12 protein-coding genes and 25 tRNA genes are annotated in these 13,114 nt (G+C 46.4%); 5 read left to right on the top strand and 32 right to left on the bottom strand.

The genetic code is table 11. From position 1 onward, the window contains the following. Nucleotides 1-75: 75 nt before the first annotated feature. The 31 genes from rplL to yidD all read right to left on the bottom strand — a co-directional run bounded on the left by rplL (nt 76) and on the right by yidD (nt 7,804). The gene (rplL, locus tag H6F56_RS00535) at nt 76-465 is read right to left on the bottom strand and encodes a 50S ribosomal protein L7/L12 (protein ID WP_190664872.1); all 390 of its coding nucleotides are present in this window, start codon (nt 463-465) and stop codon (nt 76-78) included. A gap of 122 nt (nt 466-587) precedes the next feature. Further along, nucleotides 588-663, bottom strand: a tRNA-Ile gene (locus H6F56_RS00540). A gap of 627 nt (nt 664-1,290) precedes the next feature. Further along, complete coding sequence (locus H6F56_RS00545; protein ID WP_190664873.1) at nt 1,291-1,491, bottom strand: hypothetical protein; 201 nt, start codon at nt 1,489-1,491, stop codon at nt 1,291-1,293. A 672-nt stretch (nt 1,492-2,163) separates the two neighbouring features. Further along, nucleotides 2,164-2,236, bottom strand: a tRNA-Lys gene (locus H6F56_RS00550). Nucleotides 2,237-2,271: 35 nt separating this feature from the next. Continuing rightward, nucleotides 2,272-2,436, bottom strand: a complete 165-nt coding sequence (locus H6F56_RS00555; protein WP_190664874.1) for a hypothetical protein — start codon at nt 2,434-2,436, stop codon at nt 2,272-2,274. Between the two features lie 154 nt (nt 2,437-2,590). Then, nucleotides 2,591-2,664, bottom strand: a tRNA-His gene (locus H6F56_RS00560). Nucleotides 2,665-2,719: 55 nt separating this feature from the next. Beyond that, nucleotides 2,720-2,790, bottom strand: a tRNA-Ala gene (locus H6F56_RS00565). Nucleotides 2,791-3,144: 354 nt separating this feature from the next. Then, nucleotides 3,145-3,217 (bottom strand) — tRNA-Arg (locus tag H6F56_RS00570). Between the two features lie 6 nt (nt 3,218-3,223). Continuing rightward, a tRNA-Val gene (locus tag H6F56_RS00575) sits at nt 3,224-3,299 on the bottom strand. A 5-nt stretch (nt 3,300-3,304) separates the two neighbouring features. Then, nucleotides 3,305-3,376 (bottom strand) — tRNA-Gly (locus H6F56_RS00580). A gap of 53 nt (nt 3,377-3,429) precedes the next feature. Then, nucleotides 3,430-3,502, bottom strand: a tRNA-Thr gene (locus H6F56_RS00585). Between the two features lie 8 nt (nt 3,503-3,510). Beyond that, nucleotides 3,511-3,588 (bottom strand) — tRNA-Met (locus H6F56_RS00590). A gap of 11 nt (nt 3,589-3,599) precedes the next feature. Beyond that, nucleotides 3,600-3,673, bottom strand: a tRNA-Leu gene (locus H6F56_RS00595). Nucleotides 3,674-3,698: 25 nt separating this feature from the next. Further along, complete coding sequence (locus H6F56_RS00600; RefSeq protein ID WP_309236410.1) at nt 3,699-4,052, bottom strand: HNH endonuclease; 354 nt, start codon at nt 4,050-4,052, stop codon at nt 3,699-3,701. A 51-nt stretch (nt 4,053-4,103) separates the two neighbouring features. Then, nucleotides 4,104-4,177 (bottom strand) — tRNA-Leu (locus H6F56_RS00605). A 114-nt stretch (nt 4,178-4,291) separates the two neighbouring features. After that, a tRNA-Pro gene (locus tag H6F56_RS00610) sits at nt 4,292-4,364 on the bottom strand. A gap of 4 nt (nt 4,365-4,368) precedes the next feature. After that, a tRNA-Leu gene (locus H6F56_RS00615) sits at nt 4,369-4,447 on the bottom strand. A gap of 11 nt (nt 4,448-4,458) precedes the next feature. Beyond that, nucleotides 4,459-4,535, bottom strand: a tRNA-Leu gene (locus H6F56_RS00620). 6 nt (nt 4,536-4,541) lie between these two features. Further along, nucleotides 4,542-4,617 (bottom strand) — tRNA-Gln (locus H6F56_RS00625). 5 nt (nt 4,618-4,622) lie between these two features. After that, nucleotides 4,623-4,722: transfer RNA gene (locus H6F56_RS00630), tRNA-Gln, on the bottom strand. A 12-nt stretch (nt 4,723-4,734) separates the two neighbouring features. Beyond that, nucleotides 4,735-4,806: transfer RNA gene (locus H6F56_RS00635), tRNA-Asn, on the bottom strand. A 7-nt stretch (nt 4,807-4,813) separates the two neighbouring features. Then, nucleotides 4,814-4,887 (bottom strand) — tRNA-Phe (locus H6F56_RS00640). A gap of 5 nt (nt 4,888-4,892) precedes the next feature. Then, nucleotides 4,893-4,979 (bottom strand) — tRNA-Ser (locus H6F56_RS00645). A gap of 125 nt (nt 4,980-5,104) precedes the next feature. Continuing rightward, nucleotides 5,105-5,177: transfer RNA gene (locus tag H6F56_RS00650), tRNA-Glu, on the bottom strand. Between the two features lie 6 nt (nt 5,178-5,183). Continuing rightward, nucleotides 5,184-5,256, bottom strand: a tRNA-Trp gene (locus H6F56_RS00655). Between the two features lie 3 nt (nt 5,257-5,259). Continuing rightward, nucleotides 5,260-5,335 (bottom strand) — tRNA-Met (locus H6F56_RS00660). A gap of 7 nt (nt 5,336-5,342) precedes the next feature. Beyond that, nucleotides 5,343-5,418, bottom strand: a tRNA-Cys gene (locus tag H6F56_RS00665). 3 nt (nt 5,419-5,421) lie between these two features. Next, a tRNA-Glu gene (locus H6F56_RS00670) sits at nt 5,422-5,499 on the bottom strand. A gap of 35 nt (nt 5,500-5,534) precedes the next feature. Continuing rightward, a tRNA-Asp gene (locus H6F56_RS00675) sits at nt 5,535-5,607 on the bottom strand. 502 nt (nt 5,608-6,109) lie between these two features. Continuing rightward, nucleotides 6,110-7,300, bottom strand: a complete 1,191-nt coding sequence (locus tag H6F56_RS00680; RefSeq protein WP_190664875.1) for an FAD-dependent oxidoreductase — start codon at nt 7,298-7,300, stop codon at nt 6,110-6,112. Between the two features lie 42 nt (nt 7,301-7,342). Further along, the gene (yidD, locus tag H6F56_RS00685) at nt 7,343-7,804 is read right to left on the bottom strand and encodes a membrane protein insertion efficiency factor YidD (protein WP_190664876.1); all 462 of its coding nucleotides are present in this window, start codon (nt 7,802-7,804) and stop codon (nt 7,343-7,345) included. 571 nt (nt 7,805-8,375) lie between these two features. Between yidD and H6F56_RS00690 the strand changes: the two genes are divergently transcribed. From H6F56_RS00690 to H6F56_RS00710, 5 genes are all read left to right on the top strand, one after another. Continuing rightward, nucleotides 8,376-8,693: a DUF6464 family protein gene (locus H6F56_RS00690; protein ID WP_190664877.1), complete on the top strand. Its 318-nt coding sequence runs from the start codon at nt 8,376-8,378 to the stop codon at nt 8,691-8,693. A gap of 325 nt (nt 8,694-9,018) precedes the next feature. Next, on the top strand, nt 9,019-9,417 hold the full coding sequence (rplU, locus tag H6F56_RS00695; RefSeq protein WP_190664878.1) for a 50S ribosomal protein L21: 399 nt from the start codon (nt 9,019-9,021) through the stop codon (nt 9,415-9,417). A 133-nt stretch (nt 9,418-9,550) separates the two neighbouring features. After that, a complete protein-coding gene (rpmA, locus tag H6F56_RS00700) occupies nt 9,551-9,841 on the top strand; it encodes a 50S ribosomal protein L27 (RefSeq protein WP_190664879.1) in 291 nt (96 codons plus the stop codon). Nucleotides 9,842-9,997: 156 nt separating this feature from the next. Beyond that, a complete protein-coding gene (gene hemB, locus H6F56_RS00705) occupies nt 9,998-10,978 on the top strand; it encodes a porphobilinogen synthase (protein ID WP_190664880.1) in 981 nt (326 codons plus the stop codon). Between the two features lie 730 nt (nt 10,979-11,708). Then, nucleotides 11,709-12,179 carry a GNAT family N-acetyltransferase gene (locus H6F56_RS00710; protein ID WP_190664881.1) on the top strand — a complete coding sequence of 157 codons (471 nt, stop codon included), beginning with the start codon at nt 11,709-11,711 and terminating at the stop codon, nt 12,177-12,179. Here H6F56_RS00710 and H6F56_RS00715 read toward each other — a convergent pair. Then, nucleotides 12,127-13,077, bottom strand: coding sequence for a sensor histidine kinase (locus H6F56_RS00715; RefSeq protein WP_190664882.1), 951 nt, complete (start codon nt 13,075-13,077; stop codon nt 12,127-12,129). The genes H6F56_RS00710 and H6F56_RS00715 overlap by 53 nt on opposite strands. Nucleotides 13,078-13,114: the final 37 nt, after the last annotated feature.

Raw genomic sequence — 13,114 nt, forward strand, 5'->3', positions numbered from 1 at the left:
TGTAAGCTCTCTCTGTCGGGACGCGGTGATAACCACCGAATTATGCAAATTAGATTTGCCAAGAACAGTTGATTCCTAGTAAATGGAAACCTTCGCGCCGGCAGCTTCTAACTTTTGCTTAATTTCTTCAGCATCCTGAAGATTGATCGCATACTTAACCACCTGTGGAGCCGAGTCAACAAAGTCTTTTGCACCCTTCAAATCCAAGCTCAGTATTTCCCGAACTGCCTTTAGAATCGCAATCTTTTTATCTGCCGGCACTTCTTGCAAGAACACAGTAAACTCAGTTTGTTCTAGTGGTTCATCTGTGATAAAATCATCCTTTCCTGGTAAAACTGGAACGATTAGCTTAGGTGTTGAAGCATCAACGTTAAAGGTTTCTTCAATACGCTTCACCAGTTCAGTCGTCTCCAGCATGGTTAGGGTTTTTAATTGTTCTAAAATTTCAACATTTTTAATAGACATAATTGCCCTCCACCGAACTTATTTGCGGCATCCTAAAAGCGTGCCGCTATTCAGACATCACTCAAAACAGCCTTTTGATTAAAATAAAAAAATCACTCCGCGCAAGTTAACAAAGCCTTTGCTAAAAACGTGGGAATTGAACCCACATCCCTTGCGGGACTTGATTATCAGTCAAGCGCCTGTACCAATTCGGCTAGTTAGTATGTAAGCTTTGCCGATTGGGGCGCAGAGTGAAAATTCGTCTAGCTGAGAAGGAGAATGAAACTTGAATAAAATATCACTTCGCGCAAGTTGCCAAAGCCGTTTGTTCATACGCAGGAGTTGAACCTGCAAGTGCTTGAATTGCAATCAAGTGCCTTATCCATTTGGGCGAGTATGTAAGCTTTGCCGGTTAGGGCGCGAAGTGGAAATTTTAAAAACAGAAAAAAATTACATAAATTTCAAAAACTTCAAGTTTTGTATGAGAGAAAGTCACTTCGCGCAAGTTAAGAAAGCCTTGGTGACATATACGGGAGTTGAACCCGTGACAGTTTCCTTAAGAGGGAAATGCTCTACCACTGAGCTAGTATGTAAGCTTCCTGAGTTAGGGCGCGAAGTGAACTTTCAACTACCTGATTTCTCCCCCGCACAAGTTGCTAAAGCTTTGAACATATGCGCTCTATCCGTTGAGCTACATCCCCAAAAAGAGGGGATGATAGGACTCGAACCTATAACCTCTGGCTACGAAACCAGATGTGTGTAAGCTTTACCTGTTAGGGTACGGGAAAGAAATCTTTTGATATTTTAGATTTGAGATAAATTACCTGTCTAAAATCTAAAATCGATTTAGCCGTAAACGGCTTCTGGACGTACAATTAAGTCACCGCTGGGACGCCGATCTAAGACATAAGAATCAAAGCGATTGCGGTTGACATCAAAATGCTGTGCGAGGCGTTCTTTAATTGCGTTGTCGTTCATGCCGGCAGCCACGCCTAGCTGACTTTCAGTAACATCATAAGAACGTCCTTCAAAACGAATGTGAACCATGCCGGCACCTCCTTAAAAACTGGATTTTAAATAATTCAAGGGATTTCAACTGAACTGTCTATCTTGGAACGAGTACGCTCAGTTTAATGAATTTGCCAGCACTTAAAATATTCAAGATACTGATAAATTTTACAGCAGAAACCGCCGCTCTAAATGATAGACTTGCTGAATGCTCCGGATTTGTTCCCCGCATTTGCTCTGATTAGAGACAGTAAATTTTTCTTGGGTTAAATCGGTCCCATTTTGACTGAAATTAAAGTGATACAGTCTAAGTTTTGACGCTGAATCAGTCTCGTCACGACTGCTCAATCTGGTGTAAAGTAACAACATAACACTGTAATCTCTGTTACGAGATTTCCTGAGCTACAACAATTAAATCCCAATTCGTTATTTGATTGTCAAGGTTCACTGGTCGAACTAAATATCGAAGTTTGTGCCTCTTTTTTGTTCGTCATGTTTGTATGCTACAATTATACTACAAATTTGTCAATGGATTGGGAAAAAAAGTTTTCAGAGCCTCAAAAACGATGTAGTTCAAAGACTACATATCTTTAACTGAGGCAACATGACTGTGGACTTTGCCCCAACCGGCATCCTCTAGCGCGAGAGCAGTTACACCTGCACACTACTGGGAAGGTGCCCCTTCTCCAACAGTCATGCCGGTGAATCGAGTAGGTGGTATAGGAGTTGAACCTATCTAGTACCGGTTAAAAGCCGGTTGCAATAACCGCTCTGCCAACCACCCATCAAGTTGATGCCAACGGAAGCTAGAGGACTCCTTCATCTGTAGCCAAAGGGACAAGTCAGCCTCCCGCCGGCAACAAAAGCCCCTCTGGATGGAATCGAACCATCACAGCCGGCGTTCGTAGCACCAGCGCCATTTCCATTGGCAGAGGGAAATCCACCAGAGAGGTACTGCCCCTCCTGTTGCCGCGTTATCAGCACGGTGCCTCACTTTTCGGCCTCTGGTGGGTAAAAAAGCAGGATCCTTCTAAAGGAAACGCTTGATGGAAAGTGGAAGAATCGAACTCCTACGGTTATCAGCCGTACCACGGTTTTCAAGACCGCTTGCCGGCCATTCGGCGGCACCTTCCTTGAGGGTGTCTAACGGGAATCGAACCCGCTTTTACTGGCTTCACAAACCAGCGTCTCGACCGCTTTGACTTCAGACACCATTTTGTTAGTAGAGAGACTAAAATTTGCGTAAACCTTATACTCTCCACAACAATGGAAACTAGGGGAGTTGAACCCCTATCTCAACTTTGCAAGAGTCGTGTGTTACCGTTACACCAAGTACCCATGAAAACGATTAGTTAATCAAGCAACTTTTAAAGACAACCGAGAATAATGTGCGATTGCACATCCGAAAGATAGCGTGCAAGTTATTAGAGCATTTTGCGTTTTCTCAGTTACTAAAGGGACTCCGCCGATGAGTTATTACACACTCTTTAAAGGATGGCTACTTCTAAGCCCACCTATCGGGTTCTTTGCACTCCTCGTTCGCAAACGCCCACTGTATTAGAACAGTGTTACTTTTCCTCTCGTACTAAAGTATGTAAGCTCTGAAGATTGGGTCACGCTGCAATGTGCAATCGCTCCATCCCATGTAATTAATAGCAGAAGAAGACAACCTCCTTTTTGAACTGAATCAAGCACCCCCACCAGGATTCCAACCTGGGACACTCGCCTTAGAAGGGCGCTGCTCTATGCACTGAGCTATAGGGGTAACAAATGGTAGTCCTGACAGGGTTTGAACCTGTGACATCCTCTTTGTAAGAGAGGCACTCTCCCAACTGAGTTACAGGACTACAAAAGCGAGTGATGGGATTTGAACCCATGCGCTGAGACTGGCAGACTCAGATGCTAGCCGCTACATCACACCCGCATTGTGGAAAACGGATAAGTAAAGCATTTGTGCATACCCTATCCGCATTCTGAAGCTGGTGACAGGAGTTGAACCTGCAACCGACTGATTACAAATCAGTTGCTCTGCCAGTTGAGCTACACCAGCACTGATTTTGGTGACGGGGGCAAGATTTGAACTTGCTGATTTTTAGGGTATGAACCTAATGAGCCAACCATTGCTCCATCCCCGCGTTGTCACCAGATACCCCAGGCTGGATTTGAACCAGCAACCTCCTCGTTCTAAGCGAGGCACCTCTTCCCGTTGGGCTACTGGGGCAATTTTTTGCAGCGAATTCTCTTTGCTATCTGCGACGATTGACTTTAACTCGTTTACTAGAGGTTTGCTTGCTCACCCAAGCTAAAAATTTTTGCATTTGCGGCTCAATTTTTAGCTGTTCTAGTGTATTGAGTTCTTCGGCTAGACGCTTGTTGTCGAATAAAACATGAATCTGTCTATGGCAAGCAGAACAAATATTAGTGGTAGGGCTTGTGCCTAACTTTTTTCGCTTAATGTACTGTTGTGGAATTAAGTGATGAATTGTTAAACGCTTCACCTCGCGTTCGCATAACTCACAGATCAAAGCCGGCTGCTCAAAATTGCTGAAATTCTCGCACTTTGACTTCGTGCAATTCGCTATGGGATAGCTGCGCTTCACGTACTTTCTTCCTCGACACTATTAGTTTCTCCTCTCTTTCTTGTAGTTTAATACTCCCGACAGGATTTGAACCTGTAAAAGACTAGGTTCTCGACCTAGCGCGTCTTCCGTTCCGCCACGAGAGCTGGAATTTACCGATTTTGCTTGGCCCAAGAACCTACCGGCTGATAGGAGTTGAACTTGCAAAAAACACTCGTTCTGAGCAAGTGATGTTTTCCAATGACATCACAGTGGTAAAGTCGGGATGGTTGGATTTGAACCAACGACTCCTTGGTCCCAAACCAAGGCTTCTGGCCGCTGAATTACATCCCGTTGATACTCCTGGTGGGAGTTGAACCCACAACAAAGAAAACAGATTTTAAGTCTGCCGCGTCTGCCAATTCCGCCACAGGAGCAATGTAAGATTTGGTACTCCTGGTGGGATTTGAACCCACAACAGACTGTTTTTGAGACAGCCGCCTCTTCCAGTTGGGCTACAGAAGTATGTTTTGGCTGCCCCGCCAGGGATCGAACCTGGATCGTCTGAGTCAAAATCAGATATGCTGCCGAATTACACCACAGGGCAATGAGTGGGTGCCGGGGCAGGGAAGTGCTTCGCACCGCTTCGCTAACGAACCTGCATGACTTCTACTTCAGAGGTAGAGGACTTTACCAATTCGTCTACCCGGCAATCAATGAAAGGCTGCCTCAGTAGGACTTGAACCTACAACCTCGCGGTTAACAGCCGCTTGCTCTGCCATTGAGCTATGAGGCAATGCCAGCCCCCCAGGTCGGTTTCGATCCGACGACCTCCTGTTCTTCAGACAGGCGCTACTACCAACTGAGCTACCGGGGGAAAAGCGGAGAGAGAGGGATTTGAACCCTCGACGGTCGTTAAACCGCTCTTTCTTAGCAGGAAAGCGCCTTAAGCCTCTCGGCCACCTCTCCATGTTTGGATGCGGGAGAACAATTCCTTCTCCCGCAAAGGGTCGGGCTGGATTTGAACCAGCAGTGCTGATAGCTCCGGTTTTACAGACCTTTACCTGCGCCAATAGGGAGCCGACCCAAAACAATCGCCCTAACGGGACTCGAACCCGTGTCTTCTGGTTGAAATTCAGAGATCCTTGACCGCTAGACGATAGGGCGATGTGACGCGGGAGGCGGGAGTTGAACCCGAATTCTTCGGTTTTGGAGACCGACGTGTTGCCAGTTACACCACTCCCACATTTGGTAGCACCGGCGGGACTTGAACCCGCATCACCCGGCTTATGAGGCCGGCGCTTTACCGATTAAGCTACGATGCGATGCCAGAGGCTGAGGTGGGATTTGAACCCACGAGAAAATCAGTTTTGCAGACTGACGCCTTCAACCACTTGGCTACTCAGCCATTTGGAAGTCCCGACGAAATTTGCACTCGCAATCTCCACCTTGAGAGGGTGACGGCTTAAACGAATTCGCCCACGGGACTTTAAATTTAATTGCCTTCCCAGAATCACTGCTGAACGAGGCTGACGGGTCTCGATCCCGCGACCTTCTGTTCGACAGACAGATGCTCTTCCAACTGAGCTACAGCCCCATGAAATCAGCAGTTTGTCTTCTGGTGTTTGGACATCTCGGCGGTTGACTCGGTGGAAGATGACCCAAGGGGGCTATCCTCAAGGTTGTAGTACGAACCGCCGTTGTCCAATTTTTAATGACATGGCCTTTTACTTATTCAATTTTCAAGGTTCAGAGCTTGTATTGCTTTTGAGATAAGCTTTTCAGCTCTTTCTCTCTCGCCCTACATTTATATACTACAAGCATAATACAAAAAGTGTCAAGGGTTTGTGCAAAAGTTTTTTTAGCCAGCTATCTAAAGTCGGAAAGCCTTGTAAATCGGGGATAATACGGTTTTATGGCAGCGAAACTCTCCGGCAAAAAGGCACAAAAGCGAAAAATTTCTTCCGTACTACACCAGCACCGTACTACACCGGCAGATCACAAAGCCGACATCGTGCAACCCAGCCTATATATAAAGACAGCTCACTCCTCTTTCGCTGATTGAGGAAGGAACAGTCCTCAGTTTGAAACACCAAAAATTACTGCGGCTTCACCGGCAGCTCACTAAACTGGGCCATAAACCGTCGATCAATCCAATCCTTCCACCACCACAGCAATGGCGAAGGGCCAAAACCCCAAGCGCCACGGGATGCAATTGCCGAACCTGTGCCGGTGCCAATTAAAGAGAGATATTGCTTCTGCGGCTGATACGGCTTTAAGGACTCTCCTAGCAAACTTCGCCGCAGGTTCTCATATAAAGGTTTGCCTTGCCGCACTGCAAAGACCCCGGCCTTGGGGCAAGGATTCTGTATTATGGTGGCAACATCACCGGCAGCGAAAACCTGGGGGTGAGAGACAGATTGCAGAAATTCGTTCACTTGGATAAAGCCGCGCTCATCCGTCGCTAAACCGGCATCTTGAAGCCAAGCCGGTGCGGATGCCTGAGTTACCCAGAAAATGCGATCACACTCCACACTCAAACCCGACTCAGAATGAATCATTAAAGATGAATTCTGCTTTTCTACCGCACAGACGGTTTCCCCTAGATGTAGTTGAATAGCGCGTTTCGTCAGAATTTTCTGTAAGTGCCGGCGTACCCATCGGTTATAGCTGGGCATAATTTCACCGTCGCGATGGAAGATATGAATTTGTAGAATATCTGCCGGCAATTCAGTCTTCTTAAAAATTTGCCGTAAGCGTGCATCCATAGCCAATGCCAGTTCCACACCGCCGGCACCCCCACCGACAATGCCAAGACTGTGGGGTTTTTTGGGAGTTACTATAATTTCCTCAAGCAGCCGGTGCCAACTTTCTAGCAACTGCGGCACCGGCTTCGCTGGAATTGCAAATTCAGTCGCACCGGGTACTGATATTGTGGCGGGAGTGCTGCCAATATCAACTGATACTACATCGAATGCCACCGGCAAACTATTCGCACACAACACTTTATTATTTGCTAAATCTAAACCGATTGCCTCGTCAATGATTAGTTTAGCTCCGGCAAACTGTGCTAATTTTCGTAAATTTATATGACACTCATCAAATTTATAAAAGCCGGCTACATAACCAGGGAGCATCCCCGAATAAGGCGCATGAGGCGTATTGGCAATCAGCGTTATACGGACTCCCGGAAGAGGTTTTGCGCCCAGCAATTGCAGTACAATCGCATTACTGTGGCCGCCGCCAATCAGCACTAACTCTTGATCAATGGGTTGTGAGATTTCCTGCATTAAAGAGCCAGTGCTGAAACGTTAAATACTTCGATCAAAAGATTATCCACCACAACTTCCACAATCTGCACCGCTACAATTGAGTATTCCATAGTCAAGGTCAGAATGGCAGCCGACGCATCCCTCCGAATCTCCTAAGCCGGTGTCAATCGCTAAACAGCTACTCTCTATACACTCCGAACAACTACTGTTTGCTAGAGTGTCGCAATTCCTGCCGCGATGCCGGCGTTGTGCTTCTTTGTTTGGATTTGGCGTTTCAATCGTGGCTCTCAGAACTTGATTCGCAGCTTTGCAAGCTTGTAGCCGGTGTCGAGCAGCAGGAATCGCCTCAATTAAACCCTGCTCCAAAATGGTACGTTTGATAAATTCCGAGCAAGACTCTTTTCCATGTAGTACCCGATACGCACAGGAAAACCCCTTTTTTGGGGAAATATGCTTTTGATACCCACCAATCAAAGCAGCAACTGAGCTACGAGGGACTGAGTCAACTGTTGTGATAACCATCTATTAGATGTTGAGCTTAATACCAAAATCTACAATTGGGAGCGTTTAACAAATGCTGAGATCCACTCTTTAGCTTTACTTATTCATTATCCGGTGGTGAGGGTAAACCTCCTACCTTTGTATTATATTTTGACGCTGAGCTTTTTATCCTTTGCTTTTATTTTCTTAAGTGTGGGTTTTATGATTTTCCTCTCCTGAACTACGGTTCATAGTAAGACTATGCTAGTTGAGAGTGGGAGTTGGATAAAACGTAGCGAGTTCTTAAGATAGAATAAATTCAATAAAGCTGGAATCAATCAGGAAATGCTCAAGGCTAGCCAAGCCGAGCTAGCCTAAGTGTCATGTGTCGGCAGATTTGCAGTCAGCCAATTTTTCTTGTGGGAATTTTATACTTCAACTATGAAAATTCGGCTAAATTAAGTTATTTATTAAAAGCCTAAATTAATTTTTTACAGTCCTTTTAATCTTTAGACTTGACAACACTTGAAAATAGATAAAAAATATAAGTGGAAAGTCAACAAGCTATAAAAGCCTTGTTTTAAGGTTTAATTTAAAATTTTTACGGTAGCCTATGGTGTTAGAGATTTTCTTAATTTTTATCTTGGGTTTAACACCGCCCTTGCTATCTTTATGGAGCCGGCGGCTGGCAGAAGCGCGGGCAACCTCGCGGTTGAGGGCGGCGAGGGAAGCAGCAGCAACAAGGGGGCTGCGAAGCCTCGCACTTTCCACAGATACACATCATCCCGAAAGAATGGGCCAATTCCTTGGCGATCCTTCGTGCCGATTTAATGCCAAATCGGCTTATATTCGCTGTGCGGTTAATCCTATAGGGCCATGTCAGGATTGTCCTCAGTATCAACCACGAGAGGATATCAATTTTGGACTTTAATTTTTAACCGGCCAGTCTACTTAAATTGGTTAATCAACCGGATTTTTTACCCGCACTAGCAGCTCGGTGTTTGCCTCGATTTGTCCACCGGCACCACTCTGTGCAAGACAATTATTACTGGCAAAGCTGGCCACATTCTTTTAATCCAGCCAATTTCTTGACACAATCGGTAAAAATTTATAACAATTGTAGGTTGGCTGTCTATTCAAGCTCGGATCAGGTATGGCCTACGGTCAGGCTGCGCCAATTGGCAAAGCAAAAGCTGGCCCTCGCCCCATGAGCGGGATCGCTCAGCTACCTGTACGGCAATTTACTCAACAAATCCATGACTTACGCAATTATCGAAACCGGCGGCAAACAACTACGGGTAGAACCGGGTCGCTTCTATGATATCGAACTGCTTCCTGTAGAACCAGACGTAGACCTCACCATCGACAGAGTCTTGTTCGTTCAGCACGACGGCGGTGTTAGTATCGGTCAGCCCTTCGTCGAAGGCGCAACCGTCGAAGCCACCGTGCTACAACACCGACGGGGCCGGAAAGTGCTCGTCTACAAGATGAAGCCCAAAAAGAAAACCCGTAATAAGCGGGGACACCGGCAAGAAATCACTCGCCTGATGATTAACTCCATCAGTCTGAATGGCTCAGTGTTCAGCGCCGACGAGTCGGCATCTACCGTGCCAGCGTCTCAGCCAGAAGACGCCTATGAAACTGCGGCAGAATAAGTAAAGGGAATGGGGCATAGGGGATAGGGCATGGCTGCGCCAACCTAAAGGTACGGTCATTGAGAAGTCTTTCTTTTCCTCTTTCCTAACCTTTAGCCCCGAAAACAATTTGTAAAGAGACTCGGAGGAAACTATGGCTCATAAGAAAGGAACCGGCAGTACACGCAACGGACGCGACTCTAATGCCCAGCGCCTAGGCGTCAAGCGCTTCGGTGGCCAAACCGTCCGAGCCGGCAATATTTTGGTACGCCAGCGCGGCACCAAGTTTCACCCAGGCAACAATGTCGGCATTGGTTGTGACGATACCTTGTTTGCCCTTATTGATGGCGTTGTCACCTTTGAACGCAAAGGAAAAACCCGCAAGAAAGTAAGCGTCTACGCCAACGCAGTTGCTGAGACTGAACCCGTTGCGGCTCAAGTCTAAACGTCATTGGCCAGTTAAGATAAATCGTGAGGGGTGCATGGCTGTGCGCCCCTCTTTTTATGGAAATGTTACAGAACGTTACCTAAATACGGTTTGTTAGGGCAGCGACAAGTTTTAGACTGGATCTTTGATATTTTTTGACCGTTAACAAACGCCATGTTTCCAATCCATCGCCCTCGCCGCCTTCGCAGCCATCCTCAGGTGCGTCGGATGGTACGTGAAAATGTAGTGACCACAAGCGATCTGATTTACCCTCTATTTGCCGTGCCAGGAGAGGGGATTGCCAAAGAGGTCAAATCCATGCCCGGAGTTTACCAACTCTCGGTAGACAAAATCGTACAAGAAGCCAAGGAAGTCTATGACCTCGGCATCCCCGCTATTATTTTATTTGGCATTCCCGAAGATAAGGATATAGACGCCACCGGCGCTTGGCACGATTGTGGAATTGTGCAAAAAGCCACGACAGCCGTTAAAGAAGCGGTGCCGGATCTGGTTGTGGTTGTGGATACTTGCTTGTGTGAATATACCAGCCACGGTCACTGCGGCTATCTGGAAGTCGGCGACTTGACAGGTCGAGTTTTGAACGATCCCACCCTAGAGTTGCTGAAAAAGACCGCTGTAGCCCAAGCAAAAGCCGGTGCAGATATTATTGCGCCTTCTGGGATGATGGATGGGTTTGTGCAAGCCATTCGGGAAGGATTGGATGCTGCCGGCTACCAGGACACGCCGATTATGTCCTACGCTGCTAAGTACGCCTCGGCTTATTATGGGCCGTTCCGCGATGCCGCCGACTCTGCGCCGCAGTTTGGCGATCGTCGCACTTACCAGATGGACCCAGGCAATGGAAGCGAAGCGCTGAAGGAAATTGCCCTAGATATCGCAGAAGGGGCAGATATGCTGATGGTAAAACCGGCATTGGCTTATATGGATATCATCTGGCGCGTCAAGGAAGCAACAAACCTGCCGGTGGCTGCTTACAACGTTTCTGGCGAATATTCGATGGTTAAAGCCGCTGCCCTCAATGGCTGGATTGATGAAGAGCGAGTGGTGATGGAAACCTTAACCGGCTTCAAACGTGCCGGTGCTGACTTGATTCTCACATACCACGCCAAAGACGCCGCCCGCTGGATACGTTAGAGTGCTGAGTGCTTTTTTGAGTGCTGAGTGCTGAGTGCCGAGTGCTGAGAGGGAGAGCGGGAGAGTGGGAGAGTAGGAACAAAAGAAAATGCCCCCTGCCCATACCTTTAGGTTGGCGAAGCCTTGCCCCATGCCCCATGCCCCATTCCCAATATCTCATTTAGTAAAGGCGCGATCAACCGCGTCTTTATTTTTATCTTTGAACACATTAAAAAAACTTCTCTCATCTATAAGCTAATATTTACAGTTTCTAATTAAAGCGCATGATTAAATGTCAGGAAATCTCAATAAAAATCTCCTCTAGAATCTTTCTTAAGGTTGAAAGTTTTTGTAAAAAATAATACTATTTTGGATAGAGAATCAAAATTTATCTATGTCAATTTAAAGTTTTAAAGACGGCTTACACAGCGCAATCATGGCGAGTATACCGTCATTAAAAAGCTTGTCGAGACTAAATGAGTAAAAATAGCTAATGACAACCCTTGGTTCTCCAAACCGCGCTAAGCATTCTATAGTGAGACATCAGGGCAATCATAAACTTAAACATTTTTGACCGTGCATTTATGAGCATCTTCTAACATTCATAGCCGCACGCTTGCTAGTTCCCATGCGAAATATAGAAAATATTTCTATTGAAAGATTTATTCTACAGGGGGATGTGCGGAAAAATGAGTTTGTGCAAGATATAGTTAGTATCAGAGCAAATCCAGGTGACAGGGAATTAAAAACAATGGATTGCAGTCATATTCAATTTTGCGACCGTAAGTCAAAAATCGATCTCAAGCAACTTCAAGAGCTGTTTAAGTTAGCGGCTTTTTGGGCACAGGAACGACAAATCGAAGATTTAGCCATTGCAATTGCCAATAGCGAACCCGCCATTAGTGTTTGGGATGGGGATCGCATGATTGGATTTGCTCGCGCCACATCCGATGGAATCTATCGAGGGACGATTTGGGACGTGGTGATTCATCCAGGCTATCAAGGTGCCGGCTTGGGACGCAAGTTAGTGCAAACTGTGTTGAGCCATCCTCGGCTGAGTCGCGTTGAGCGGGTTTACCTGATGACAACTCACCAGCAAAAGTTTTACGAACGCATTGGTTTCGAGGAAAACCAAAGTACAACAATGGTACTGCACAATCCTCTGCTCGTTAGTCAAATTCCGGCTCAGGAATTACCAGTGGAAGCGAGCATTGAATTCTGATAAGATTGGAAGTTTCTGAAGAAGATTCCGGTGGCGCTACAACTTCTAAGCGCCCACTCATCATTTCCAGGAGATTCTGATTCATTAGCAGCTTCATGCCGGTTGATAGATCAAAATTGGCGCTAAAGTCACCTTCTGTCGCCGGCACTAATGGCACTGAGTCTAAAGGTTCGTTCCAACCCAAGCAAACACCTTTATCCGAAGTTGCCGGCAGGGGAGTATCAATCCAAATGTGAGCGACTCCTGATGCCGGTGACGCATGGGCTGAAATACCAATGCTGCCGTGTTGCATTTCAGTAATAGCGTTGTCTACTAGATAAACTAACACTTGGGTGAGCCGAGGAGCATCGGCTAAAATGTAAATGTCAGGATCGGGCAGTGTGACTTTCAGACGCAGATTGCGATTTTCTGCCGGCAAATGAGTCAAATCTTTAACGTCATTTAAAATTGCAACTAACTGAAGGGGCTGAATCTGCATCCTATCTGAGCCATGCTCAGTTTTAGCAACAACAAGGATACTATCTAAAAGTCCTAACAGTTTTAAGGCTGATTCATGAGCTTGCGCTAAAAATTCTCGCTCTTCATCTAAGTCGTCACACAACTCAGCCAAAATTAGTTGATAGGCACCGATTATGCCATTAAGTGGCGAGCGCAGCTCATGAGAAGTTCTGGCTAAAAACCCCCCTTTAAACCGGCTCATTTCTGATGCCATTGCATAAGCTAATTTCGTTTGTTTTAACTCCTCCAGGAGCGCCGGCACGTCTTGATTAGCCGCTGTAACCTCCGGGCTAACCGGCTCGTTAGATTCCGGCATCGAGCTTTGTGAGCGCAACAGCCAACTTCCGCCAACCCCAAGCCCCAGCCCAAAAAGTAGATATACCCAGTTACTCCAGTCCATAGTTTTGAGTTAAAGCGATTAGCAATTAATAACTAGT

It is taken from the genome of Microcoleus sp. FACHB-672 (assembly GCF_014695725.1).
In the GTDB taxonomy this organism is placed as follows: Bacteria; Cyanobacteriota; Cyanobacteriia; order Cyanobacteriales; family Oscillatoriaceae; genus FACHB-68.

Bases quoted from the DNA above. Each gene is read 5' to 3' on its own strand.
- rplL (WP_190664872.1), bottom strand. From the start codon at position 465: ATGTCTATTAAAAATGTTGAAATTTTAGAACAATTAAAAACCCTAACC.
- H6F56_RS00545 (WP_190664873.1), bottom strand. From the start codon at position 1,491: ATGGTTCACATTCGTTTTGAAGGACGTTCTTATGATGTTACTGAAAGT.
- H6F56_RS00680 (WP_190664875.1), bottom strand. From the start codon at position 7,300: ATGCAGGAAATCTCACAACCCATTGATCAAGAGTTAGTGCTGATTGGC.
- yidD (WP_190664876.1), bottom strand. From the start codon at position 7,804: ATGGTTATCACAACAGTTGACTCAGTCCCTCGTAGCTCAGTTGCTGCT.
- H6F56_RS00690 (WP_190664877.1), top strand. From the start codon at position 8,376: ATGGTGTTAGAGATTTTCTTAATTTTTATCTTGGGTTTAACACCGCCC.
- rplU (WP_190664878.1), top strand. From the start codon at position 9,019: ATGACTTACGCAATTATCGAAACCGGCGGCAAACAACTACGGGTAGAA.
- rpmA (WP_190664879.1), top strand. From the start codon at position 9,551: ATGGCTCATAAGAAAGGAACCGGCAGTACACGCAACGGACGCGACTCT.
- hemB (WP_190664880.1), top strand. From the start codon at position 9,998: ATGTTTCCAATCCATCGCCCTCGCCGCCTTCGCAGCCATCCTCAGGTG.
- H6F56_RS00710 (WP_190664881.1), top strand. From the start codon at position 11,709: ATGGATTGCAGTCATATTCAATTTTGCGACCGTAAGTCAAAAATCGAT.
- H6F56_RS00715 (WP_190664882.1), bottom strand. From the start codon at position 13,077: ATGGACTGGAGTAACTGGGTATATCTACTTTTTGGGCTGGGGCTTGGG.